Here is a 23,034-nt window from a genome sequence, read left to right as displayed (position 1 = left end):
ACGGCGCCGGCCGGTCAGGGTGCGGTACGCCAGTTCCGGGCCAGGTCATCCCACAGGTAGGCGCTGGTCTCGACGCCCTTGAGGAGGAGGGCCAGCTCGACCTTCTCGTTGGGTGCGTGCCAGCCGTCGGACGGGACGGAGATGCCCAGGAAGAGGACGGGGGCGCCGAGGACTTCCTGGAGGTCGGCGGCGGGTCCGGAGCCGCCCTCCCGGGTGAAGCGGACCGGTCCCTGGAATGCGCGGCCCATGGCGCGGGCCACGGACTGCAGCGCGGGGTGGTCGAGCGGGGTCAGGCACGGGCGCGTGGCCGAGCCGAAGTCGATCTCGCAGCGGATACCGGCGGGCACCTGGTCGGCGGCCCAGGCGCGGACGGCCCGCTCGATGTGGTCGGGGTCCTGGCCGGCGACCAGCCGGAAGGACAGCTTCACCATGGCCGTGGCAGGGATGATCGTCTTGTTGCCGGGGCCCTGGTAGCCGCCGCCGATGCCGTTGACCTCGGCGGTCGGGCGGGCCCAGATGCGCTCCAGCGTGGTGTGCCCGGCCTCGCCGTGGGCGGCGTGGGACTTGGCGGTGCGCAGCCAGCGCTGCTCGTCGAACGGCAGCTCGGCGAACAGCTCGCGCTCGCGGCCGGTCAGTTCGACGATGCCGTCGTAGAAGCCGGGGATCGCCACGCGCGCGTGGTCGTCGTGGAGGGCGGCGACCAGGCGGGCGGCGGCGGTGGCCGGGTTGGGTACGGCGCCGCCGAAGGAGCCGGAGTGGATGTCCTGGTCGGGGCCGTACAGCCGGATCTCGCACTCGGCGAGGCCGCGCATGCCGGTGCACACGGTGGGGGTGTCCTCGGACCACATGCCGGTGTCGGAGACGATCACGGCGTCGGCGGTGAGCCGCCCCGCCTGCTCCTCGACCAGGGCGCGGAAGTGCGCGGAGCCGGATTCCTCCTCGCCCTCGATCAGCAGTTTCAGGTGGACGGCCGGCGTGGTGCGGCCGGTTGCGGCGAGGTGGGCGCGGACGCCGAGCGTGTGGAAGAACACCTGGCCCTTGTCGTCGGCCGCCCCGCGCGCGTAGAGGCGGTTGTCGCGGACGACCGGTTCGAAGGGGTCGCTGTCCCAGCCGTCCTCGCGGGCGGCGGGCTGCACGTCGTGGTGGCCGTAGACCAGGACCGTGGGTGCGTCCGGGTCCTCCGAGGGCCATTCGGCGAAGACTGCGGGGGCGCCGGGGGTCTGCCAGACCTCGGCGGTCGGGAAGCCGGTCTCCTTGAGCTTGGCGGCGAGCCAGTCGGCGCTGTGCCGTACGTCGGGCGCGTGGTCGGGCTGGGCCGACACGGAGGGGATGCGCAGCCATGCGGTGAGGTCGTCGAGGAAGGCGGCGCGGTGGTGCTCGATGTACGTGCGGACGGCGCTGTCCGGGGTCTGGCTCATGCTGCCGAGCCTATCGGCCTGCACCGACATCCTCGGCGGGGGTTCGTCACACTCAGGTCGCCTGTTGTGTGCTCTCCGTCTCACCGGTGAGGAGTCGTTCCAGTGCGGCCCGGTCCGGCAGGCCCTCGGGGCGTACGACCTCGCCGGTGCGTACGTACAGGAAGGCGGCCGTGACCGACTCGGGCGGTATGCCCTGCTGCTCGGCCCAGGCGAGCCGGTACACGGCGAGCTGGAGCGGGTCAGCGGTGCGGGTGCGGCCGGTCTTCCAGTCGATGATCTCGTACGTCGTCCCGTCGCCGTCGCCGTGTCTGTAGACGGCGTCGATGCGGCCCCGGACGACTCGGCCGGCGAGGGTGAGCTGGAAGGGGGCCTCGACCCGGTACGGGGTGCGCCGGGCGTACTCGGTGCGTTCGAAGGCTTCTTTCAGGGTTTCCAGGTCGCGTTCGTCGGCGATCTCGGCGTCTCGGCCGGGCAGCTCGTCCGGTTCCAGCAGGGGCAGCGTCAGCTCCTCGAAGCGGGCTTCCACCCACGCGTGGAACCGGGTGCCCCGGCGTGCGGCCGGTTGCGGGGGGCGCGGCATGGGGCGCGCGAGTTCCTGTGCGAGCCCATCGGGGTCCTCGGCGAGCCGTAGCAGCTGGGACGCGGTGAGGGTGGCCGGCAGGGGGACGTCGGTGACGGTGCGCCGGGCGCGCAGCAGCTCTCCGGTGAGCGCGTCCAGGTCGCGGTCCCAGGAGGCGACGGTGCGCACCTCCTCGGGGGTGAGCGCGGCGGGGGCGGGGTGCGGCTCGGGGCGGTGTCGCGGGGCGGGCGCCTGGTGCGGGACCAGGGGCCGCCCGGCGTTCCAGGAGTCCCGGTCGGCGGGGGCGTACGGGGCGGTGCCGGGTGCGTCGGCCGGGGGCACCTCTCCGGGTGCGTCCTCGTCGTGGGGGGAGGCGTCGTAGGGATGGTCCTCGTAGGGGATGTCCTCGTGCGGCTCCTCGTCGTACGGGTCGGGGTACGGCTCCTCGTACGGGTCGTCGTCCGGTGGCGCGGGCCAGTCCGGGTGCTCGTCGCCGGCGGGGTCGTGCAGGGCCGGGCGGTGGCCGGCGGGCCGGGCGGCGAGGGAGTCCAGGTGGGCGAGGACGGTCTCGGCGGCGGCACGGCGGCGGGCCAGGGCGGCGGCGTCCAGCGGGAGCGGCCACACCTGCTCGGCGCCGGCCGTGTGCAGGGCCGGGTTCTCCTCGTCCTCGGCGGGCTCGTCCGCCCATGCCTCGATCTCCCCGTGCCCGGCGGCGCAGTGGTCGTGGAGGGCCTGGAGGAAGTCGGAGGGGCCGCGCGGCTTCTTCTGGCTGGGTCCCCACCAGTGGCCGGAGCCGAGCAGGAGCGAGCGGGGGCGGGTGAAGGTGACGTAGCCGAGGCGGAGCTCCTCGGTGTGCTGGTGGTCCTTCATGGCCTCGTGGAAGGCCTTCATGCCGCGCGCGTCCCAGCTGTCGACGTCGGGCAGGGTGTCGGTGTCGCCGCGCAGGGCGTGCGGCAGCACCTTGGCCTGGGCGGTCCACTTCTCGCGGCCCTGGGCGCTGGGGAAGGTGCCGGTGACCAGTCCGGGGACGGCCACGACGTCCCATTCCAGGCCCTTGGACTTGTGGGCGGTGAGCACCTTGACGGTGTTCTCGCCGCCGGGCAGGGCGTTGTCGAGGCCCTTCTCGTACTGGGCGGCGGTGCGCAGGAAGCCGAGGAAGGCGAGCAGGGTGGCCTCGCCGTCGCTCGCGGCGAAGGAGGCGGCGATGTCCAGGAAGTTGGACAGCGTCTCGCGGCGGCGGGCGGCGAGCGCGTGCGGGGACGCCGACAGCTCCACCTCGAGGCCGGTGACGGCGAGGACGCGGTGCAGGACGTCCATCAGCGGGTCGGACAGCGAGCGGCGCAGGTCGCGCAGTTCGGCGGCGAGCCGGGCGAAGCGCACGCGGGCGTCCGGCGAGAACGGCAGCCCGTCGTCGTCACCGTCCTCCAGGGGTGTTTCGAGGAAGGTGTCCAGGGCGTCCGCGAGGGAGATCACCTCGGAGGGGTCGACGCCCTCGACCGCTTCGGCGAGCCGGCGGTCCGGGTCGTCGCCGTCGTCCACGCGCGCGTGGGCGACGAGCAGGCGGGCCCGGCGGCCGAGCAGGGCGAGGTCGCGGGGGCCGATGCGCCAGCGCGGTCCGGTCAGCAGGCGCACCAGGGAGGCGTTGGCGCCGGGGTCCTGCAGGACCTCGCAGACGGCGACGAGGTCGGCGATCTCGGGCAGGTGCAGCAGCCCGGAGAGGCCGACCACCTCGACGGGGATGTCGCGGGCGACGAGTGCGCCCTGGATCTCGGCGAAGTCGGTGGCGGTGCGGCACAGGACGGCGATCTCGCCGGGTGGTGTGCCGGTGCGCACGAGGTGGGCGAGGGAGTCGGCGATCCAGTCGATCTCCTCGGCGTGGGTGGGCAGCAGCGCGCAGCGGACCGTGCCGTCGTACTCGGCGCCGGGGGCCGGGCGGAGGGCCTCCACGCCCGCGTGCATGGCGCGCAGCGGCGCGGCGAGGCCGTTGGCGAGGTCGAGCAGGCGTCCGCCGCTGCGCCGGTTCTCGCTCAGTGCCTGCCGGGTGGCGGGCCGGCCGTCGGCGTGGGCGAAGTGGTCGGGGAAGTCGTCCAGGTTGGCGACGGAGGCGCCGCGCCAGCCGTAGATGGCCTGGCAGGGATCGCCGACGGCGGTCACCGGATGGCCGGTGCCGCCGCCGAATAGGCCCGCGAGCAGGACGCGCTGGGCCACGGACGTGTCCTGGTACTCGTCCAGGAGGACCACGCGGAACTCCTCGCGCAGCAGGCGGCCCACTTCGGGGATGCGGGCGAGGCGGGCGGACAGGGCGATCTGGTCGCCGAAGTCCAGCAGGTCGCGCTGGCGCTTGGCGGCCCGGTAGCGCTGGACGAGGTCGGCGAGTTCCCGGCGGGCCGCGGCCGTCTCGGGGACCTTGCGCAGGTCGGCGTTGGTCAGCTTGGTGTCTTCGAGGGTGTGCTGCAGGCCGGCGTCCCAGGCGCGCAGTTCCTCGGGGTCGACGAGGTGCTCGGCGAGTTCGGAGTCGAGGGTGAGCAGGTCGCTGACCAGGTCGGCGAAGGAGCGGGTCAGTGCCGGATACGGGCCGGGGGCCTCGCGCAGCACGCGCGCGGCGAGCTGGTAGCGGGTGGCGTCGGCCAGCAGTCGCGAGCTGGGTTCCAGGCCGATGCGCAGGCCGTGGTCGGTGAGCAGGCGGCCGGCGAAGGCGTGGTACGTCGAGATGACGGGCTCGCCCGGCGGGTTGTCGGGGTCGATGACGTCGGGGTCGGTGACGCCGGCCTTGATCAGTGCCTTGCGGACGCGTTCGGCCAGCTCGCCGGCGGCCTTGTTGGTGAAGGTCAGGCCGAGGATCTGTTCGGGGGCGACCTGGCCGGTGCCGACCAGCCAGACCACGCGGGCCGCCATGACGGTGGTCTTGCCCGACCCGGCGCCGGCCACGATCACCTGCGGGGCGGGCGGCGCGGTGATGCAGGCCGTCTGCTCCGGGGTGAACGGGATGCCGAGGAGCTCCTTGAGCTGCTCGGGGTCGGTGATACGGGCGGACATGTCGAAAGAGGCTAGCGGCGGGCACTGACAGTCGAGGACGAATCGGCTGCCCGGGACGGAAGAAGCGCAGGTCAGCGCAGGTGGTGCCGTACATCACGCCGGCCACGGGTGGTTACTCCACCACGTGCCGTCCCTCCGGCCGTGCGCTGCACGAGGCGCGGAACGCGCAGTGCGTGCAGTGCTGGCCGGTGCTCGGTGTGAACCGCTCGTCGAGGACTTTCCCGGCGGCGGTGGCCAGCAGCTCGCCGACCCACTCCCCCGCCGGCGGCCCCTGGGTCTGCACCTTGGGCAGGCCCTCGCCGCCGTCGCGCTTGGGGGCACCCTGTCTGAGGTGGACGAGTTCGGCGCCGCCGGGTTCGGGGCGTGCGCCGTCGAAGGCGGTGTCGACGGCTCCTTCGCGGACGGCGAGCTGGTAGACGGCGAGCTGGGGGTGCCGCTCCACCTCGCGCGCGGTGGGCGCCTGTTTGCCGGTCTTGAAGTCGACCACGTAGGCCCGGCCCTCGGCGTCCGTCTCCACGCGGTCCATCTGGCCGCGGATGCGGACCTGGTAGCCGCCCGCTTCGAGGGTGACGTCGAAGTCCTGCTCGCTCGCCACCGGGGTGCGGCCGGCCCGGTCCAGCACATGCCAGTTCAGGAAGCGTTCGAGCGCCACGCGCGCGTTGTCCTTCTCCTGCTGCGACTTCCAGGGCGCGTCGAAGGCGAGCGCATTCCACACGGAGTCCAGGCGTTCCATGAGGACGTCGAGGTCGGCGGGGGTGCGGCCGGAGGCGACCTCGTCGGCGAGGACGTGGACGACGTTGCCGAAGCCCTGCGCGGCGGTGGCCGGGGCGTCGGCCTTCACCTCGCGGCCCAGGAACCACTGCAAGGCGCACGTGTTGGCGAGCTGGTCGAGGGCGCTGCCGGAGAGCACCACGGGCTGGTCGTGGTGGCGCAGCGGCACCTTGCTCTCGGTCGGCTCGAACATGCCCCACCAGCGGTAGGGGTGTGCGGACGGCACAAGCGGTCGGCCGTCCTCGTCGGCGAGCGCGGCGAGCCGCGCGAGTCGGCGGGCGGCGGCCTCCCGCAGCGCTGCGGACGCGCGCGGGTCGACCGTGGTGGCGCGCAGTTCGGCGACGAGCGCGGCGACGGACAGCGGGCGGCGGGGGCGCCCGGTGACGTCCCTGGGCTCGACTCCCAGCTCGGTCAGGAACCGGGACGGCTGGTCGCCGTCGTCGGCCGGTGCCTTCACGGCGGTGACGACGAGCCGGTCACGCGCGCGTGTGGCGGCGACGTAGAACAGGCGGCGCTCCTCGGCGAGCAGCGCGCCGGGGGTCAGCGGCTCGGCGAGTCCGTCGCGGCCGATGCGGTCGGCCTCCAGCAGCGAGCCGCGGCGCCGCAGGTCGGGCCACAGGCCCTCCTGGACGCCGGCGACGACGACCAGCCGCCACTCCAGGCCCTTGGCGCGGTGCGCGGTCATGACGCGGACGGCGTCGGGCCGTACCGCGCGGCGGGTGAGCGTGTCGGCGGCTATGTCCTCGGCCTCGATCTCCGCCAGGAAGTTCAGGGCGCCGCGGCCTCCGGTGCGCTCCTCCGCGCGCGCGGCGGTGGCGAACAGCGCGCAGACGGCGTCCAGGTCCCGGTCGGCGTTGCGGCCGGCCGCGCCGCCGCGCCGGGCGGCCCGTTCCAGGCGCGCGGGCCACGGTGTGCCCTCCCACAGGTCCCACAGGGCCTCCTCGGCCGTACCGCCGCCCGCGAGCCGCTCACGGGCCTTGCGGAGCAGCGTGCCGAGACGCTGTGCCCCGCGCGCGTACACCGGGTCGTGCACGGCCAGGCGCTCGGGTTCGGCGAGCGCCCGGGCGAGCAGTTCGTCGGACGGGGGCGGCAGCGGGTTCCCGGCGGCCCGCTCCTCCTCGCGCAGGGCTCGGCCGAGGCGGCGCAGGTCGGCTGCGTCCATGCCGGCGAGCGGGGAGGTGAGCAGGGTGAGGGCGGTCTCGGTGTCCAGCCAGCAGGTGCCGGGAGCCTGCGGTGCGGTGTCGGCGGCGGCCTCCTCCGGGGAGGCGCCGGCGGCCGGCAGCGCCGCAGGCCGGCCCTGCGTCGCGGGTTCCGCGCGGTGGGGAGCTTCCGCCGTGGCCACCGCGCGGAGGGCTGTGAGCAGCGGCGCCACCGCGGGCTCGTGCCGCAGGGGGAGGTCGTCGCCGTCGATGTCGAGGGGGACGCCGGCGGCGGTGAGGGCGCGGCGGAGGGTCGGCAGGCGGGAGCCGGCGCGTACCAGGACGGCCATGTCGCTCCAGGGGACGCCGTCCTCCAGGTGCGCGCGGCGCAGCAGGTCCGCGATGTTGTCCAGTTCCGCGCCGGGCGTCGGGTAGGTGTGGACCTCGACCCGGCCGCCGTCGCGTGCGGCGGCCGGTTCCCGGTGGGCGCGGACCTTGTCGGCGGGCAGCCGGGGCAGCGGCATGCGCTGGGTGATCAGGCGGGTCGCGGCCAGCAGGGCGGCGCCGGAGCGGCGGGAGGTGCGCAGCACCTCGACGGGGGCGGGGCGGCCGTCCGCGCGCGGGAAGGCGGCCGGGAAGCCGAGGATGCCGTTCACGTCGGCGCCCCGGAAGGCGTAGATCGACTGGTCGGGGTCGCCGAAGGCGACGAGGGTGCGGCCCCCTCCGGCCAGGGCGTGCAGGAGCCGGACCTGGGCGGGGTCGGTGTCCTGGTACTCGTCGACGTACACGGCGTCGTACCGGGCCGCGAGCCGTGCGGCGGCCTCCGGGCGGCGGGCGAGGAGGACCGCGCGGTGGACCAGTTCCGCGTAGTCGATCACGCCCTGGAGGTCGAGGGTGTCCAGGTACTCGGCGAGGAAGGCCGCTGCCGCCCGCCAGTCGGGGCGGCCGATGCGGCGCGCGAAGGCGTCCAGGGCGTCCGGGCCGAGGCCCAGTTCGCGGCTGCGGGCGAGGACGGCGCGGACCTCGTCGGCGAACCCGCGCGTGGTCAGGCAGGCGCGCAGTTCGTCGGGCCAGCGCACGTGGGTCAGGCCGAGCCGCTCCAGCTCGGGCTGGCCGGCGAGCAGCTCGCGGACGGCGACGTCCTGCTCGGGGCCGGAGAGCAGGCGCAGCGGCTGGGTGAACCGGTCGCTGTCCTGGTGGGCGCGGACGAGCGCGTAGCAGTACGAGTGGAACGTGGTCGCCCTGGGTGCGCGGGCGGCGCCCATGCGCAGGGCCATGCGGTCGCGCAGGTCGACGGCGGCCTTGCGGCTGAACGTCAGCACGAGGATCCGCTCGGGGTCGCCGCCCCGGGCGATCCGCGCGGCCACGGACTCGACCAGGGTGGTGGTCTTGCCGGTGCCGGGGCCGGCGAGGACGAGCAGCGGTCCGCTCCGGTGGTCAACCACGGCGCGCTGTGCCGCGTCCAGAGGAGGGGGGTCCACGACGGCCGGCGGGGTACGGACCAGTCGGTAAGCGCCACGGCTCCCCTGCCGCACCGTGGGGTGCGGCAGGTGCCGGGTGGAGGAAGAGGAGCTCACGTGGTTGGCCGGTCCTGGTGGGTGTGCTGGCGGGTGTGCGGTCACGCGCGCGAGGCGGTGACCGCGGGGTGAGAGGGGCACGCGCCGCCGACGCTACGCCGCCGCTCCGGTCGGAAGCAGGGCTTCCGGTTGTTCCCTCGGGGCGCTCGGACCACGCGTGTCCCCCACCCCTCGAACGTACGGCATGCCACGGACGTCCCCCCTGTCCCCCGAACGGGCCATGGGTCTGCCCCGGCGGCTTCCGATGGCGGAAGCTGTCAGGTGTGACCCTCCGCGTCCGCGTCACCGTCCCACCGGGCCCGGCGCATGTCGAGCCGCGGCAGATGCCCCTCGGTACTCCTGCCGGCCTGCCTCAGCGGCGTGCCCTCCGCGCGGTAGTGGGCGAGCGCGCGCAGTTCGTGGCCGGGCAGCAGCACACCGTCGGCGCGCACCACACGCCACCACGGGACGGCACCGCCGTAGAGGGCCATCACCCGCCCCACCTGACGGGGGCCTCCCTCCGCGAGCCACTCGGCGACATCGCCGTACGTCATGACCCGGCCCGGCGGAATCCGCTCGGCGACGTCGAGGACCCGCTCGGCGTACTCCGGCAGCGCGTCCACGTGTCCCGCGCGGGCGTCTTCGGGAGGGCTCTGCTCGCTCATTCCCCCCATCCTGCCGCACCCCGCGGGCGTCCCGGCGGGGCCCGCGTGGGACGGTCCTCTCGCCCCCGGACGCTCCTTCGGGCAGACTGTGCGCCCGCGCATCCGGACCCTGATGCCCGTGTGTGTCGGTGGGGCATGCCACCATCGTGCGGGCGGTGACTGGTGATACGAGACCGAGAAGAGACCACGAAGGAGCAGGGCGTGCACCCCGAAGGAGCGGCGGGCACCCCTGACGCCTCCGCGCGCCCCGGCCCCGCCCGTGCGGACGAGGGCGGCACCGGCGCGCACCACGAAGACACCGGCCCGCGCCAGCCCGACGGCGCACGCGCGCGCGAAGGCGGCCCCGAGCCGCATGGCACACGCGCGCATGGCGACGCCACCGAGCCACACGAGAACGACGACCCTCACGCGCGTGAAGGCGCCTCCGCACCGCACGAGCACGACGGCACGCGCGCGCGGGGCGGCGTCACCGAGGCCGCCGAAGGGACGCCCGGCTCCGGGAACGCGCCCCCGGAGAGCCTTGCCTGCGCGGACGACGACCCCCACGCCGAGCGGGTGGAGGGCGACGAACCGCTGCTCCCCGCGCGCGTGCACCGGCCCTCGGACCTCATGCGGCTCCTGGTGGGCGTACTCGCCATCGCGGTGCTGCTGGGGATCGCCGCGTTCGCGCACGGCACCACCTCGGGCCTCGAACAGGACATCAACAAGGGCACCGGGCAGGCCCCGGACCTGCTGATCAAGATCGCGGGACTGGCGTCCAGCATCGCGATCCTGCTGGTGCCGGTCGCCTTCGCGATCGAACGGCTGATCAAGCGGGACGGCCTGCGCATCGCCGACGGCGTCCTCGCGGCCGTCCTGGCCCACGGAGTGACGCTCGCCACCGACCTGTGGGTCGCCCGCGCCGCCCCGGACTCCATCCAGGAGGCGCTCACCCAGCCCTCGCCGGGCGACATCCACGCCCTGACCGACCCGGTGCACGGCTATCTGGCGCCCGTGATCGCCTATATGACGGCCGTCGGCATGTCCCGCAGGCCCAGATGGCGCGCGGTGCTGTGGATCGTGCTGCTCCTCGACGCGTTCTCGATGCTGGTCACCGGCTACACCACCCCCTTCTCGATCATCCTGACGGTCCTGATCGGCTGGACCATCGCCTACGGCACCCTGTACGCGGTCGGCTCGCCCAACGTGCGCCCCACCGGCCAGACCCTGATGGCGGGCCTGCGGCACGTCGGCTTCCACCCCGTCTCCACAGCCCGCGAGGAGGCGGCGGAGACGGAGAACGGCGACCGGGGCCGGCGCTACTTCGTCACCCTGGAGGACGGCCCGCCGCTGGACGTCACGGTCGTCGACCGGGAACAGCAGGCGCAGGGCTTCTTCTACCGGGCATGGCGCAATCTGACCCTGCGCGGCTTCGCCACCCGCTCCAGCCTCCAGTCGCTGCGCCAGGCCCTGGAGCAGGAGGCGCTGCTGGCGTACGCGGCGATCGCGGCCGGCGCCAACGCGCCCAAGCTGATCGCCACCTCCGAGCTCGGCCCCGACGCGGTCATGCTCGTCTACGAGCACACCGGCGGGCGCACGCTGGACTCGCTGGCCGACGAGGAGATCACCGACGAACTGCTGCGCAACACCTGGCACCAGGTACGCGCGCTGCAGTCACGGCGCATCGCGCACCGCAGACTGGCCGGAGACGCCATCCTGGTGGATCGTTCCGGCAGGGTGATCCTCACCGAGCTGCGCGGCGGCGAGATCGCGGCCGGCGAGCTGCTGCTGCGCATGGACGTCGCCCAACTGGTCACCACGCTCGGCCTGCGGGTCGGCGCCGAGCGGGCGGTGGCCTCGGCGGTCGGCGTGCTCGGCCCGGACGCGGTCGCCGACTGCCTGCCGATGCTCCAGCCGATCGCGCTGACGCGCTCCACGCGCGCGACGCTGCGCCGACTGGCCCGGGAGCGGGCCCAGCGCGAACGCGAGGCGGTCCTGGAGGCCTCCCGACAGGCCAAGCCGGCCCGCGCGGAGGAGGGGTCCGAAACGGCCCAGCCCGCCTTGGAGAAGCCCGACAAGAAGACGGTCCGCGCCGAGCAGCGCGCGGAGAAGCGGGCCATCGACGAAGCCCTCGAAGAGGCCCGCGAGGAGGATCTGCTCACCCAGATCCGGCACGAGGTGCTGCGGATCAGACCGCAGGCACCCGTGGAACCGGCCCGGCTGGAACGCGTCCGGCCACGCACGCTGATCAGCTTCATCGCCGGTGCGATCGGCGCGTACTACCTGCTGACCCAGCTCACCCACATCGAGTTCGGCACGCTGTTCGCACAGGCCCAGTGGGGCTGGGTGATCGCCGCGGTGCTGTTCTCCGCGCTCAGTTACGTCGCCGCGGCGATGGCCCTGCTGGGCTTCGTGCCGGAGCGGGTGCCGTTCCTGCGGACCGTGGCGGCGCAGGTCGCCGGCTCGTTCGTGAAGATCGTGGCACCGGCCGCGGTCGGCGGTGTGGCCCTGAACACGCGTTTCCTGCAGCGCGCCGGGGTCCGTCCGGGGCTCGCGGTGGCGAGTGTCGGGGCCTCGCAGTTGTTCGGGCTCGGCTGCCACATCCTGATGCTGCTGTCGTTCGGCTATCTGACCGGCACCGAGAAGACCCCGTCGCTGTCGCCGTCCCGCACGGTCATCGCCGGCCTGCTGACCGTGGCCGTGCTGGTCCTGGTGGTCACCTCCGTGCCGTTCCTGCGGAAATTCGTCGTCACGCGCGTGAGGTCGCTGTTCGCCGGTGTCGTACCGCGCATGCTCGACGTGCTGCAGCGGCCCCAGAAGCTCGTCACCGGCATCGGCGGCATGCTGCTGCTGACCGCCTGCTTCGTGATGTGCCTGGACGCCTCCATCCGGGCGTTCGGCGACGGATCGGTGTCGCTCAGCATCGCCAGCGTCGCCGTCGTCTTCCTCGCCGGCAACGCACTCGGCTCCGCGGCGCCCACCCCCGGCGGCGTGGGCGCGGTCGAGGCGACCCTCACCGTCGGTCTGATCGCGGTGGGCCTGCCCAAGGAGGTCGCCGCCCCGGCCGTGCTGCTGTTCCGGCTGCTGACCCTGTGGCTGCCGGTCCTGCCGGGCTGGCTGGCCTTCAACCACCTCAGCCGCAAGGGAGCCCTGTAGGCACTCCCGCCCCTGCAGGAACGCCCCGCCGGGCGCTGTAGCTCATACGGACCGCGCCCGGCGCGCGCCCCGGCATGCACGCCCCCACGATGGGGGTATGGCGAACCCCTCCCGGCTGCGCGCCGCCGCGCTGGCCACCACCGCTGTGCTGCTCTCCGCTGTGCTGGCCGGTTGCGGCGGCAGCCTGAAGGACGGGGATCTCACGATGCAGAAGCTGGACTGGAAGGACTGCCCGGCCCCCTCGGAGGCGGAGGGCGGCGGCAGCGCCCCGTCCCCGCTGCCCAACGGCACCAAGTGGCAGTGCGCGACCATGAAGGCACCCCTGGACTGGAGCCGGCCGAAGGGCGACACGATCGGCATCGCCCTGATCCGCGCGCAGGCCAGCGGCCCCGCGGACAGACGGATCGGCTCGCTCGTGTTCAACTTCGGCGGCCCGGGCGGCAGCGGCGTCACCACCCTGCCCGCGTTCGGCTCGGACTACGCCGCCCTGGGCACCCGCTACGACCTGGTCAGCTTCGATCCGCGCGGGGTCGGGCGCAGCGCCCCCGTGGAGTGCGAGAGCGACGCCCAGCTCGACGACTACTTCCAGCAGGACGCTACTCCGGACGACAGCGCCGAACGTGCCCAGTTCCTCACACGCACCAAGCAGTTCAACGCGGCCTGCGAGAAGAACTCCAAGAAGATCCTGCCGCATGTGCGCACCACGGACGTGGCCCGCGACATGGACCTGATGCGCCAGGTCCTCGGCGACGACAAGCTGTACTACTTCGGCATCTCCTACGGCACCGAACTCGGCGGGGTCTACGCCCACCTCTTCCCCCGGCACGTCGGCCGTGCCGTCCTCGACGCCGTCGTGGACCCCACCCAGACCCCGGAGCAGGGCGCCCTCGGCCAGGCCGAGGGTTTCCAGCTCGCACTCGACAACTTCGCGAAGGACTGCACCTCGAAGACCACGGAATGCCCGATCGGCAGCACCGAGCAGGAGGTCAAGGACCGCATCGCGAAACTCCTCACCGACCTGGAGAAGAAGCCGATCCCGGGCGTCTTCCCGCGCCAGCTGACGCAGACCGCCGCCACCAACGGCATCGCGCAGGCCCTGTACTCGAAGGACTTCTGGGAGTACCTCACCGAGGGACTGGAGCAGGCCTACGACGGCGACGGCCAGATCCTCATGCTGCTGTCGGACTCCATGAACGGCCGCAGCGAGAACGGCGAGTACAGCAACCTGACCGCGGCCAACATCGCCATCAACTGCTCCGACGAGAAGCAGCGCTACACCGCGGACTACGTCCAGCAGAAGCAGCCCGAGTTCCGCGCCGCCTCCCCGCTGTTCGGCGACTACCTGGCTTGGGGCATGGTGAGCTGCACCGACTGGGCGGTGCCCGGCGCCGCCGACCATCCCGACGTCAGCGCACCGGGGTCGGCGCCCCTCCTCGTCATCGGCAACACAGGCGACCCGGCCACGCCGTACCAGGGCGCGAAGAAGATGGTGGAGGCACTCGGCGAGGGCGTCGGCGTCGAGCTGACGTACAAGGGCCAGGGGCACGGCGCGTACGACAGCAAGAACAAGTGCGTGCAGGGCACGGTGAACGCCTACCTGCTGGACGGGAAGGTGCCGAAAGCGGGCACGGTCTGCTCGTGACGGATCCCCGAGAGCCACCGACAAGACCCGACGATCAGGAGAAATACCAGGTCAGAGGGTTATCCACAGGCTGTCTCGGCCCGTGCCCGGTGCGCCTACCATGGCCTGAACACCCGGCGCGGCACGACGCGCCGGGCCTGTCAGGGGGGTGCGCATGATGCGATTCCTGCGGTGGACGGCCGCGGTGGCGGCAGGGCTGCTGCTGACCGGCTGCGGCGGCTCGTCCGGCGGGGGCGGCGACAGGGACGAGGGCAAGGGGACCGGCCCGGCTTCCCCGCCGGCGTCGCGTTCCCCGGCCGTACCGTCCTCGACGGCTCTTCCGTCCTCCCTCACCTCTCAGCACCTCGACTGGCGGCGCTGTCAGGCCACCGGGAAATCCTCCGCCCCGAGCGACGCCTGGCGGTGCGCGACCCTCAAGGTGCCGCTGGACTGGTCGAAGCCGGACGGCAGGACGATCGGTCTCGCCCTCATCCGCGCACGGGCCACCGGTGGCGACCGCATCGGCTCGCTGCTGTTCAACTTCGGCGGCCCCGGCGGCTCGGGCCTGTCGACGATGCCGTACTTCGCGGACTCCGTCTCCGCACTCCACGAGCGCTACGACCTGGTGAGCTGGGACCCACGCGGGGTCGGTGCGAGCCAGGGCGTCCGCTGCCGCGGCGACCGGGAGATCGAAGCCGCCGAGTCCGTGGACGCCACACCGGACACCCCGGCCGAGGAACAGGCCTACTTCCGGGACGCCACCGACTTCGGCAAGGGCTGCCAGAAGGCCGCCGGCCCGCTGCTGGCCCATGTGTCCACCACCGACACCGCACGCGACATGGACCTGATGCGCCAGGTCCTGGGCGACGACCAACTGCACTACTTCGGCATCTCCTACGGCACCGAACTCGGCGGGGTCTACGCCCACTTGTTCCCGCGGCGGGTGGGCCGGCTGGTCCTCGACGCGGTGGTCGACCCCACCGCGGACACGGTGGGCCACGCCCAGAACCAGGCCCGCGGCTTCCAGCGGGCCCTGGACGACTACCTGAAGTCCACCGGCCAGGACCCCGAGCGGGGCTCACGGCAGATAGCGGGCCTGCTGACACGGCTCGACACCAAGCCCCTGCCGACGTCGTCCGGACGGAAGCTGACCCAGACGCTCGCGGTCACCGGGATCTTCCTGCCGCTGTACAGCGAGTCGACGTGGCCCAGGCTGACCGACGCCCTCAAGTCGGCGCAGAAGGGCGACGGTTCGGGGCTGCTGGCGCTCGCCGACCAGTACAACGACCGGGACGCCTCGGGTCGTTACGGCACGACGTCCCACTCCCAGCGGGCCATATCGTGCCTGGACGAGAAGCAGCGGCCGACCCTCACCGAGACGCGGCGGCGGCTGGCGGAGTTCGAACGCATATCGCCGGTGTTCGGGGACTACCTGGGCTGGGACACCGCCGGCTGGTGCCACGACTGGCCGGTGCCGGGGCAGTACGACACCCCGGAGGTCAGCGCGCCGGGCGCGGCACCGATCCTGCTGGTCGGCACCACCGGCGACCCGGCCACCCCCTACGAGGGCACCCGTAGAATGGCCGACGAACTGGGCCGGGGCGTGGGTGTCGAACTCACCTGGACGGGCGAGGGACATGGCGCGTACGGCAACGGCAGCGACTGCGTCGACTCGACGGTGGACGCCTACCTGCTGAAGGGAACGGTCCCGAAGGACGGCAAAACCTGCTCATGACGCGAACGGGGACTCCGGACACCACAGACACCCGAAGCCCCACCGCACGGACCGGGGAACCGGCTCATCCCTTTCGTCGGTGAGCTGGTCGCCCAGGGCTTCGCGGGCGGTATACGGGGTGGCCTGGACGCCGGGCTCCGCGTTCCGGTCCCGGCGCAGGGCTTGATCGCGTCCTGGGCGAGCCGCCGGCGTACGGTGGAAGCGGATGCCAGGGCCGGAAATGCAGCGCGCGGTGAGTTTCGGCGGGTGTCCGGTCCGTCTGGGCGGATGGCGGCGTGGAAGTGAACGGCGTCGCTTTCTGGAACTCAGCCACCTTGCCCTGCGACAGTGGCGCGCACTCCGCCAGCTGCCCTGTAATGATCTCCTGTGGCCGAATACACGATCAGCACCGCCAGTGGTGACGACTGGCCTGTCTTGCCCCGGGATGACTTTCCAGCCGTCCTTCAGCCCCGATCGTTAGCGTGTCACGCCATCGAGGGCGATGGCGATCACTCCTTCCGGACGGGCAACACCACGGTGTCGGCATCATGGGAGCTTGCGGGCACCTGGTACGTGTACGTCGACGGCGCACCAGCGCTTGACGCGGCGGATGCGATCGTCGCGGAGATGGCTCAGCAACTCGGCGAAGCGACCGACAAGGCGGCGACTTACTATCGGATCACCGACTAGGCCGGGGCTTCTCTCTGACCGATCCTCTGGCTCCCGATGGCCGCATCACCGGCCGCGAAACACAGAAGCCCACGGCTCCGACCAGGTCGGAGCCGTGGGCTTCGTCAGTCCCGCTGGCCAGCAGGACCGGTGATCAGTAGACCGGCTTGTGCGGTTCGATCTGGTTGACCCAGCCGATGACGCCGCCGCCGACGTGGACCGCGTCGGAGAAGCCCGCGGACTTCAGGACCGCGAGGACTTCCGCACTGCGGACACCCGTCTTGCAGTGCAGGACGATCTTCTTGTCCTGCGGCAGACCCTCGAGGGCGGTGCCCATGAGGAACTCGTTCTTCGGGATCAGCCTGGCGCCCGGGATGGAGACGATCTCGTACTCGTTCGGCTCGCGGACGTCGATGATCTCGATGTTCTCGCCGTCGTCGATCCACTCCTTGAGCTGCTTGGGAGTGATCGTGGAGTCGACGGCCGCCGCCTGGGCCTCCTCGGAGACGACGCCGCAGAAGGCCTCGTAGTCGATGAGCTCGGTGACGGTCGGGTTCTCGCCGCAGACCGCGCAGTTGGGGTCCTTGCGGACCTTGACCTGGCGGTACTGCATCTCCAGGGCGTCGTAGATCATCAGGCGGCCGACCAGCGGCTCGCCGATGCCCGCGAGGAGCTTGATGGCCTCGTTGACCTGGATGGAGCCGATGGACGCGCACAGCACGCCCAGGACGCCGCCCTCGGCGCAGGAGGGAACCATGCCGGGGGGCGGGGGCTCCGGGTAGAGGCAGCGGTAGCAGGGACCGTGCTCGGACCAGAAGACCGAGGCCTGACCGTCGAAGCGGTAGATCGAACCCCACACGTACGGCTTGTTCAGCAGCACGCACGCGTCGTTGACCAGGTAGCGGGTCGCGAAGTTGTCGGTGCCGTCGACGATCAGGTCGTACTGGCTGAAGATCTCCATCACGTTGTCGGCTTCCAGCCGCTCCTCGTGAAGGATCACGTTCACGTACGGGTTGATGCCCTTGACGCTGTCGCGGGCGGACTCGGCCTTGGAGCGGCCGATGTCGGCCTGGCTGTGGATGATCTGGCGCTGCAGGTTCGACTCGTCGACCTCGTCGAACTCCACGATGCCGAGGGTGCCCACGCCCGCGGCGGCCAGGTACATCAGCGCCGGCGAGCCCAGGCCGCCGGCGCCCACACAGAGCACCTTGGCGTTCTTCAGCCGCTTCTGCCCGTCCATGCCCACGTCGGGGATGATCAGGTGGCGGGAGTACCTGCGGACCTCGTCTACGGTGAGCTCAGGAGCTGGCTCGACCAGGGGTGGCAGCGACACGGGGACTCCGTTGGTCGGTCAATCACTACAGTTGTTCTCCCTGTAACACTGCCACGGCCTTCTTCATTCCGAGACACCCGTTCCGACCCGCGAGACGATGTCGTCCCAGTAGCCGGGCATGGTCTCCCAGGGGTCCGCCCGGCCGCCCCGGTCCGTGCGGTCCGTGAAGTAGATCGTGGCCGCGCCCTGCCAGCGAGCGATCCGCAGCGCCTCGTCCAGGTGGCCGCGGGGGGCGCTGTGCACGAAGTGGCAGAAGCGGTCGGGCGGATAGTCGGCGGTCCACTCGGCCACCTGCGACCAGCGGTAGTCGGACCAGGAGCCGGAGAAGGTCACCAGCTGGTCGGCGGTCTCAGCGTACCCGGGGTGCGGATGGCGGCCGTGGCCGAGGACGATGTGGGCGGTGTCACTCAGCGCCCGGAGCGTGGTGACGGCACGGCGGACCTCGGGCAGTGCGGCACGCTCGACGGGACAGCGGTCCAGCAGGAAGCCGTCGACCCGGTACCAGTCGAGATGGCGGTGGGCGTCGGAGAGCAGATCGCCGAAGACCCGGGTGCCGTGGGTGAGGTCGAGGTGGCCGAGGATGCGGACACCCGCGGCCCGCAGCCGGGCCACGGCCTCCAGACAGTGCGGGTCGGGGCGGCTGCCGGGGCCGGCGGCGACGTCGAGGACGACCCAGTGCACCGGTGTGCCGGGGCGGGCGAGTTCCGCCCACTGGGCGGGGGCGACGAGCGGGTGGGCGTAGCCGGGGATGCCGAGGGCGGTGCGGACCCCGGTGCCGGTGCCGGTGGCGCCCGCGGTGGTGCTGGTCAGATGCGGCATGCCGCCTCCATCCAGATGTCGGCCAGGGATTCTTCGAGGTTGATCCGGGGTCGCCAGCCGAGCCGGTCGCGCGCGGTGCGCACATCGGCCTGCTGCCAGCTGCCGCAGCCGTCCGGGTACGGGTACGCCACCGGGGCCGGGTGCTCCGAGTCGGTGCGGGGGTGGCCGATGGCGCTGCGCAGCGGACCGGGCGGGGCGTCGAGTTCGTGGAGGGCACCGCCGTATCCGGCCACCCTCGCGAGGACGGCGGCGGCGTCTCTGAGGCGGACGGCACGGCCGGAGCCGATGTTGATCACGCCCTGCGCGGCGGAGAGCGAGGCGGCGTGCACGGCCCGGGCGACATCGCGTACGTCCACGAAGTCGCGCTGGGCACCGAGGCCGCCGAGCTTGAGTTCGCCGTCGCCGGACTGCATCGCGCGCCGCATGGCCTCCGCCAGGCGGCCCAGCGGGGAGCCGGCCGGGGTGCCGGGGCCGACCGGCGAGAAGACGCGCAGTACGACGGCGTCCAGACCGGAGCCGAGGACCAGTTCGGTCGCTGCGAGCTTGCTGACGCCGTAGGGGCCGCCGGGGCGCGGTACGGCGTCCTCGGCCGTGGAGGACCCGGGCTGGCTGGGACCGTACTCGGAGCCGCACCCGATCTGCACCAGGCGGGCACCGCACCCGCTGCGGCGCAGGGCCTCGCAGACGGTGGCCACGGCGACGGTGTTGTGGCGGGTGAGTTCGCGGGCGCCGCCGCGGGTGGCACCGGCGCAGTTGACGACGACTCCGGGGTGGACCGCGTCGAGGAAGCGGGTGAGTGCTCCCGGGCTGCCGGTGGCGAGGTCGAAGCGGACGTCGGCGTCGTCACCGCGGCCGAGCGCGGTGAGCTGGACGGCCGGGTCGGCGAGCAGACGGTCGGCGACGAAGCGGCCGATGAATCCGTTGGCTCCGATCAGCAGGACCCTCATCGGTCGGCTCCCGGGGTGTGCGCACCGGTGGTACAGGCCGTTTCGACGGCTCGTGCGGCTGCTCCGGAGACTCCGGCGCTCGCGGGGACTCCGGCGCTCGCAAAGGCTCCGGACGCTCCGGACGCTCCGGCTCGGGAGGTGGTCATCTGGTCTTCTCCTTCAAAGGGGTGGTGCGGGTGCCGCCGGCGGTGGGCCGGGCCGGTGGCGGAGAGTTCACTCGGGTGCTCCGGTGGGCGCGTGGGCCGAGGCCCGGGTGAGGGTGCGGCCGGCGTGCCACAGCAGGGCCAGGGCCGCGGTGCCGCAGGCGAGGGACGGTACGGCTGCCTCGCCCCAGGCACCGACGAGGGTCTCGACGGGGGCCGCCAGGAAGGCGCAGCCGGGCACCCGGCCGGCCGCCGGCAGCGCGAGGGCCGCCGCTTCCGTGGCCGCGGCGGCGCCCAGCGCGAGGGCGGGGGCGTGCCGGTGGCGGTGCACGGTGAGCAGGCGGGCGAGCAGGAGCAGGACGCCCAGGGCGAGGCCCTGCGGAAGGGCCGCGGGCTCGTGCAGGAGGGTGCCGCACAGTACGAGCAGTGCGGCGAGAGCGGCCACGAAAAGGGCGAACGCGCCGGCCAGCAGTGGTTTCGCGGCGACCGTGAACTCCTCCAGGCCGCGGCTGCGGGCGAGCCTGCGGCGGGCACCGGCGGCGAGCAGGTGGGCGGACCAGGCCGCCGGTGCGCAGGCGAGCAGGAGGGCCGGCACGGGTGCGGTGGCCCTGGGCCAGCGGCTGTCCGGCGTCCCGGTGGGCAGGGCGTCGAGGCCGCCCGTCAGGAGGGTGTGGAGGAGGCCGTCGCCGGCGAGGGCGTACCCCAGCAGCCAGAGCGTGCACGCGCGCGTGGCGGCCGCGGTGCGCCACGCGCGCGGGCCGGGCGGGCCGGCGAGCGGGCCGTGGCGCAGTGCCGCCCGCATGGCGAGGGCCACGGCGAGGAGGCCGCCGAGTGCCACGAGCAGGCGGGGGTGTCCGTGGGTGAGCCGCAGCCCGGTCACCGTGGCGGCGCCGAGCGCTCCGGGCAGGAGGGTGAGCAGCGCCCAGCCGGCACGGATCCGGGGCACCGGCAGGGGTTCCGGCTCCGGGCGCGGCTCGGCGGTGCGCGGCACGCGCGCGTACAGCTCCTCGGCGAGCGAGAACACGTCACGGTGGCGGAAGCGGGCGGCGGTGCGGTCGGTGACGCCGTGCGCCTCCAGCCCCGCCGCGATCTCCAGCGGGTCCACGGCCCGCTCGCACAGCTCACGGTGGCGGTGCAGCAGGGCCTTCACCGGGTCACCGGCGCCCCGGCGCGGGCCGGTGGCACGCTTCGGCTCGGACCTGGCCTCCGCTGCGGCGCGAGGGCCGGGCGGAGCGGGAACGGCCGGCGGTCCGGGGTCGTGCCCGGTTCTCTGCTGTACGGGGTCGCCCGCCGGCCACTCCCCCGACCGCGTGTCCCAGGGGCCGCCACCGCTGGGCGTACCGGCGCGGCCGGCTCCAGCCGGCTCGCGGAGGCTCAGGCTGCCGTCCGGAGCGAACCCGGGCCCGGGCCCGGCGAACTCCTCCGGGACCCCGGGGACGACCGGCGCACCCGAGCCACCCGGCACACCACCCCCGACACCGCCCCCACCTGAGCCCACGCCCGAGCCCCCGGGGACCGGCACACCCCCCTGACCCGAGCGACCGGTACCTGACGCATCGCCCGCGCCAGAGCCCAGGCCGCCCCACTCGTCCGCCGCTTCCGCCACGGGTTCCTCCGTGAAGGCCCGACCAGTGCCCCTGCCGGTGGTCCGGCTGTCCAGGTCGCTCATCGGACCCCCTCCGTGGTCGGCAGGGTCGCGCGGGCCGGGGTGTCGGTGGCCCAGGCGGGGGCGCTGCGGGGCAGGACGCGGGCCGTGGGGCCGGTCCAGCGTCCGGGCACGTGGGACTCGGCCGGGGTGGCGAACGGCAGGGGTTCGCCTGACTCGTCCAGGACGACCCGGCGGACCGGGCAGTGCGAGACGATCTCCAGGTAGATTCCGTGGTAGGCCGCGATGTTCTGCTCGACGGTGAACAGTTCGAGCGCCCGGGCGCGCGCGGCCGCACCGAGGCGCTCACGGCGCTCGGGGTCGCGCAGCAGCGCCACGCACGCCTCGGCGAGCGCCCTGGGGTTGCGCGGCGGCACGACCAGTCCCGTGCCCCCGATGACCTCGACGACCGCGCCCACGTCCGTGGAGACGGTGGCCCGGCCGCAGAGCATGGCCTCGACGAGACTGATCGGGAAGCCCTCCACGACGCTGGAGAGGACGACGACCGCTCCGGCGGCGTACGCGTCGGGCAGCGTCGGGGCCTCCGGGGCACCGATCTCCTCGAAGGAGACGGGGTTGTCGCCGACGGCGTGCGCGCCCTCCGCCTCGTCCGGGAAGAGCTGCGCGGCGAGCGTCCGGCAGTGGCCGAGATAGGCCGCGTCCTCGGCGTCGGAGGGTGGCGCGCCGATGATCCTCAGGCGGGCCCCGGGATGCTGCCTGCGGACCTCGGCGAAGGCGTGCAGCAGGGAGAAGAGGTCCTTGGCGGGTTCCGCGCGGCCGACCCAGACCAGGGTGTCCGGGTCGGCCCGGTCCGGGGCCTCGCCGACCTCGGTGAAGCGGTCGGCCGCCATGCCGGGGTACACCGTGCGGATCCGGTCGCGGTCGGCGCCGCACCGTTCCTGCCAGCGGCGGGCGTGCGCGTTGCCCGGGGTGAGGATCGCGGCCGCGCGGTAGACCTCGGCGGCGAGCCGGCCGTGGAAGGCGCCGAGCAGGGCGCGGACGACGGGGGCGGCGGTGTCGGGGCCGAGGGTCAGGTAGTGCGAGCGCAGGTGGACGCCGTACTCGGTGACGAGCAGCGGGACGTCGCAGAAGTGCCGGGCGAGCAGGCCGGCGAGGGCGGCGGGGCCGCCGGCGGTGGCGTGGCAGAGGTCGTCCGCGCCGAGGCCGTCGTCGCCGTACCAGTCCAGGGAGAGGGGGCGCAGGGCGCGTTCGAGGTGTGCGGCGACGGCGAGCAGGTCGGGTACCCGGACCTCGCGCGCCGTGCGCAGCGCGTGCGGGGCGCGGCAGGCGCGTTCCAGGGCGCGGAGGGCGGTTTCGGAGCGCAGGGCGCCGACGAGTCCGCCGGTCTCGCGGGCGAGTTCGGCGAGCCCGTACAGCGCGCTGCCGAAACGGTCCGCCAGATCGTCGGAAGCGTCCCGGGACCCGGCGTCCGAGGCACCCTCGGCCCCGGCGGTCACGGTCCCGGCGGTCCCCACGGTGCCGGCGCCCGCGGTGGAGATCGCCGCGACCAGTTCGCCGTAGCACTCGGCGAAGCGCCGGCGCGCACGCCGTCCGTGGGCGACCCCTTCGTCCCCGGCCGTCCACAGCGGCGCCGTACGCACCCGCCTTACCTGGGGCGGGAGCGGGACGAAACCCTCGTCCTGCTGGCGCCGGCTGCGGCTGAGCGCGTAGACGTCGAACTCGTGCCGCTCGAGTCCGCGCACGAGCCGGTCGCACCAGAGCATGGCGTCACCGTTCACATACGGATAGCCACCATCGGTGAGCAGTCCTATGCGCACGTGTGCACCCCCGATCTCCCGTCTGGGGAGCCGCCGGTGGCCCGGCGGCTCGCAGCGGGACGAACGTAGAGGCACAGGGCGGTGGT

At 73.6% G+C, this 23,034-nt stretch carries 13 protein-coding genes; 4 read left to right on the top strand and 9 right to left on the bottom strand.

Going from position 1 to position 23,034, the window contains the following annotated elements; all coding sequences use genetic code 11:
* Positions 1-14 precede the first annotated feature (14 nt).
* The 4 genes from S1361_RS25715 to S1361_RS25700 all read right to left on the bottom strand — a co-directional run bounded on the left by S1361_RS25715 (position 15) and on the right by S1361_RS25700 (position 9,144).
* Positions 15-1,418, bottom strand: a complete 1,404-nt coding sequence (locus S1361_RS25715; RefSeq protein ID WP_208034129.1) for a dipeptidase — start codon at positions 1,416-1,418, stop codon at positions 15-17.
* A gap of 52 nt (positions 1,419-1,470) precedes the next feature.
* Positions 1,471-5,013 carry a UvrD-helicase domain-containing protein gene (locus S1361_RS25710; RefSeq protein ID WP_208034128.1) on the bottom strand — a complete coding sequence of 1,181 codons (3,543 nt, stop codon included), beginning with the start codon at positions 5,011-5,013 and terminating at the stop codon, positions 1,471-1,473.
* A 112-nt stretch (positions 5,014-5,125) separates the two neighbouring features.
* On the bottom strand, positions 5,126-8,500 hold the full coding sequence (locus S1361_RS25705) for an ATP-dependent helicase (RefSeq protein ID WP_208034127.1): 3,375 nt from the start codon (positions 8,498-8,500) through the stop codon (positions 5,126-5,128).
* Between the two features lie 257 nt (positions 8,501-8,757).
* Positions 8,758-9,144 carry an MGMT family protein gene (locus S1361_RS25700; protein WP_208034126.1) on the bottom strand — a complete coding sequence of 129 codons (387 nt, stop codon included), beginning with the start codon at positions 9,142-9,144 and terminating at the stop codon, positions 8,758-8,760.
* 201 nt (positions 9,145-9,345) lie between these two features.
* On the opposite strand from S1361_RS25700, the gene S1361_RS25695 reads away from it, so the two are divergent.
* From S1361_RS25695 to S1361_RS25680, 4 genes are all read left to right on the top strand, one after another.
* Positions 9,346-12,279, top strand: coding sequence for a lysylphosphatidylglycerol synthase domain-containing protein (locus tag S1361_RS25695; RefSeq protein WP_243769297.1), 2,934 nt, complete (start codon positions 9,346-9,348; stop codon positions 12,277-12,279).
* A 97-nt stretch (positions 12,280-12,376) separates the two neighbouring features.
* Complete coding sequence (locus S1361_RS25690) at positions 12,377-13,921, top strand: alpha/beta hydrolase (RefSeq protein ID WP_208034125.1); 1,545 nt, start codon at positions 12,377-12,379, stop codon at positions 13,919-13,921.
* A 154-nt stretch (positions 13,922-14,075) separates the two neighbouring features.
* Positions 14,076-15,635: an alpha/beta hydrolase gene (locus S1361_RS25685; protein WP_208034124.1), complete on the top strand. Its 1,560-nt coding sequence runs from the start codon at positions 14,076-14,078 to the stop codon at positions 15,633-15,635.
* 366 nt (positions 15,636-16,001) lie between these two features.
* Positions 16,002-16,304, top strand: a complete 303-nt coding sequence (locus S1361_RS25680) for a hypothetical protein (protein WP_208034123.1) — start codon at positions 16,002-16,004, stop codon at positions 16,302-16,304.
* A gap of 133 nt (positions 16,305-16,437) precedes the next feature.
* Here S1361_RS25680 and moeZ read toward each other — a convergent pair whose 3' ends face one another.
* The 5 genes from moeZ to S1361_RS25655 form a co-directional block, all read right to left on the bottom strand.
* The gene (gene moeZ, locus S1361_RS25675; protein ID WP_208034122.1) at positions 16,438-17,616 is read right to left on the bottom strand and encodes an adenylyltransferase/sulfurtransferase MoeZ; all 1,179 of its coding nucleotides are present in this window, start codon (positions 17,614-17,616) and stop codon (positions 16,438-16,440) included.
* 63 nt (positions 17,617-17,679) lie between these two features.
* Positions 17,680-18,435, bottom strand: coding sequence for a spherulation-specific family 4 protein (locus S1361_RS25670; RefSeq protein WP_208034121.1), 756 nt, complete (start codon positions 18,433-18,435; stop codon positions 17,680-17,682).
* Complete coding sequence (locus S1361_RS25665) at positions 18,423-19,382, bottom strand: NAD-dependent epimerase/dehydratase family protein (protein ID WP_208034120.1); 960 nt, start codon at positions 19,380-19,382, stop codon at positions 18,423-18,425. Before S1361_RS25665 ends, S1361_RS25670 begins: the two co-directional genes overlap by 13 nt.
* 213 nt (positions 19,383-19,595) lie before the next feature.
* Entirely contained in the window at positions 19,596-20,675 is a 1,080-nt protein-coding gene (locus tag S1361_RS25660) for a hypothetical protein (RefSeq protein WP_208034119.1), read from the bottom strand.
* Positions 20,676-21,190: 515 nt separating this feature from the next.
* Positions 21,191-22,948 (bottom strand): DUF3492 domain-containing protein, encoded by a 1,758-nt coding sequence (locus tag S1361_RS25655; protein ID WP_208034118.1) that lies wholly within the window; start codon positions 22,946-22,948, stop codon positions 21,191-21,193.
* Positions 22,949-23,034: the final 86 nt, after the last annotated feature.

It is taken from the genome of Streptomyces cyanogenus, assembly GCF_017526105.1.
In the GTDB taxonomy this organism is placed as follows: Bacteria; Actinomycetota; Actinomycetes; order Streptomycetales; family Streptomycetaceae; genus Streptomyces; species Streptomyces cyanogenus.
Note: the sequence above shows the minus strand (reverse complement) of the source record. Positions and strands in the feature narration are given on the sequence as shown.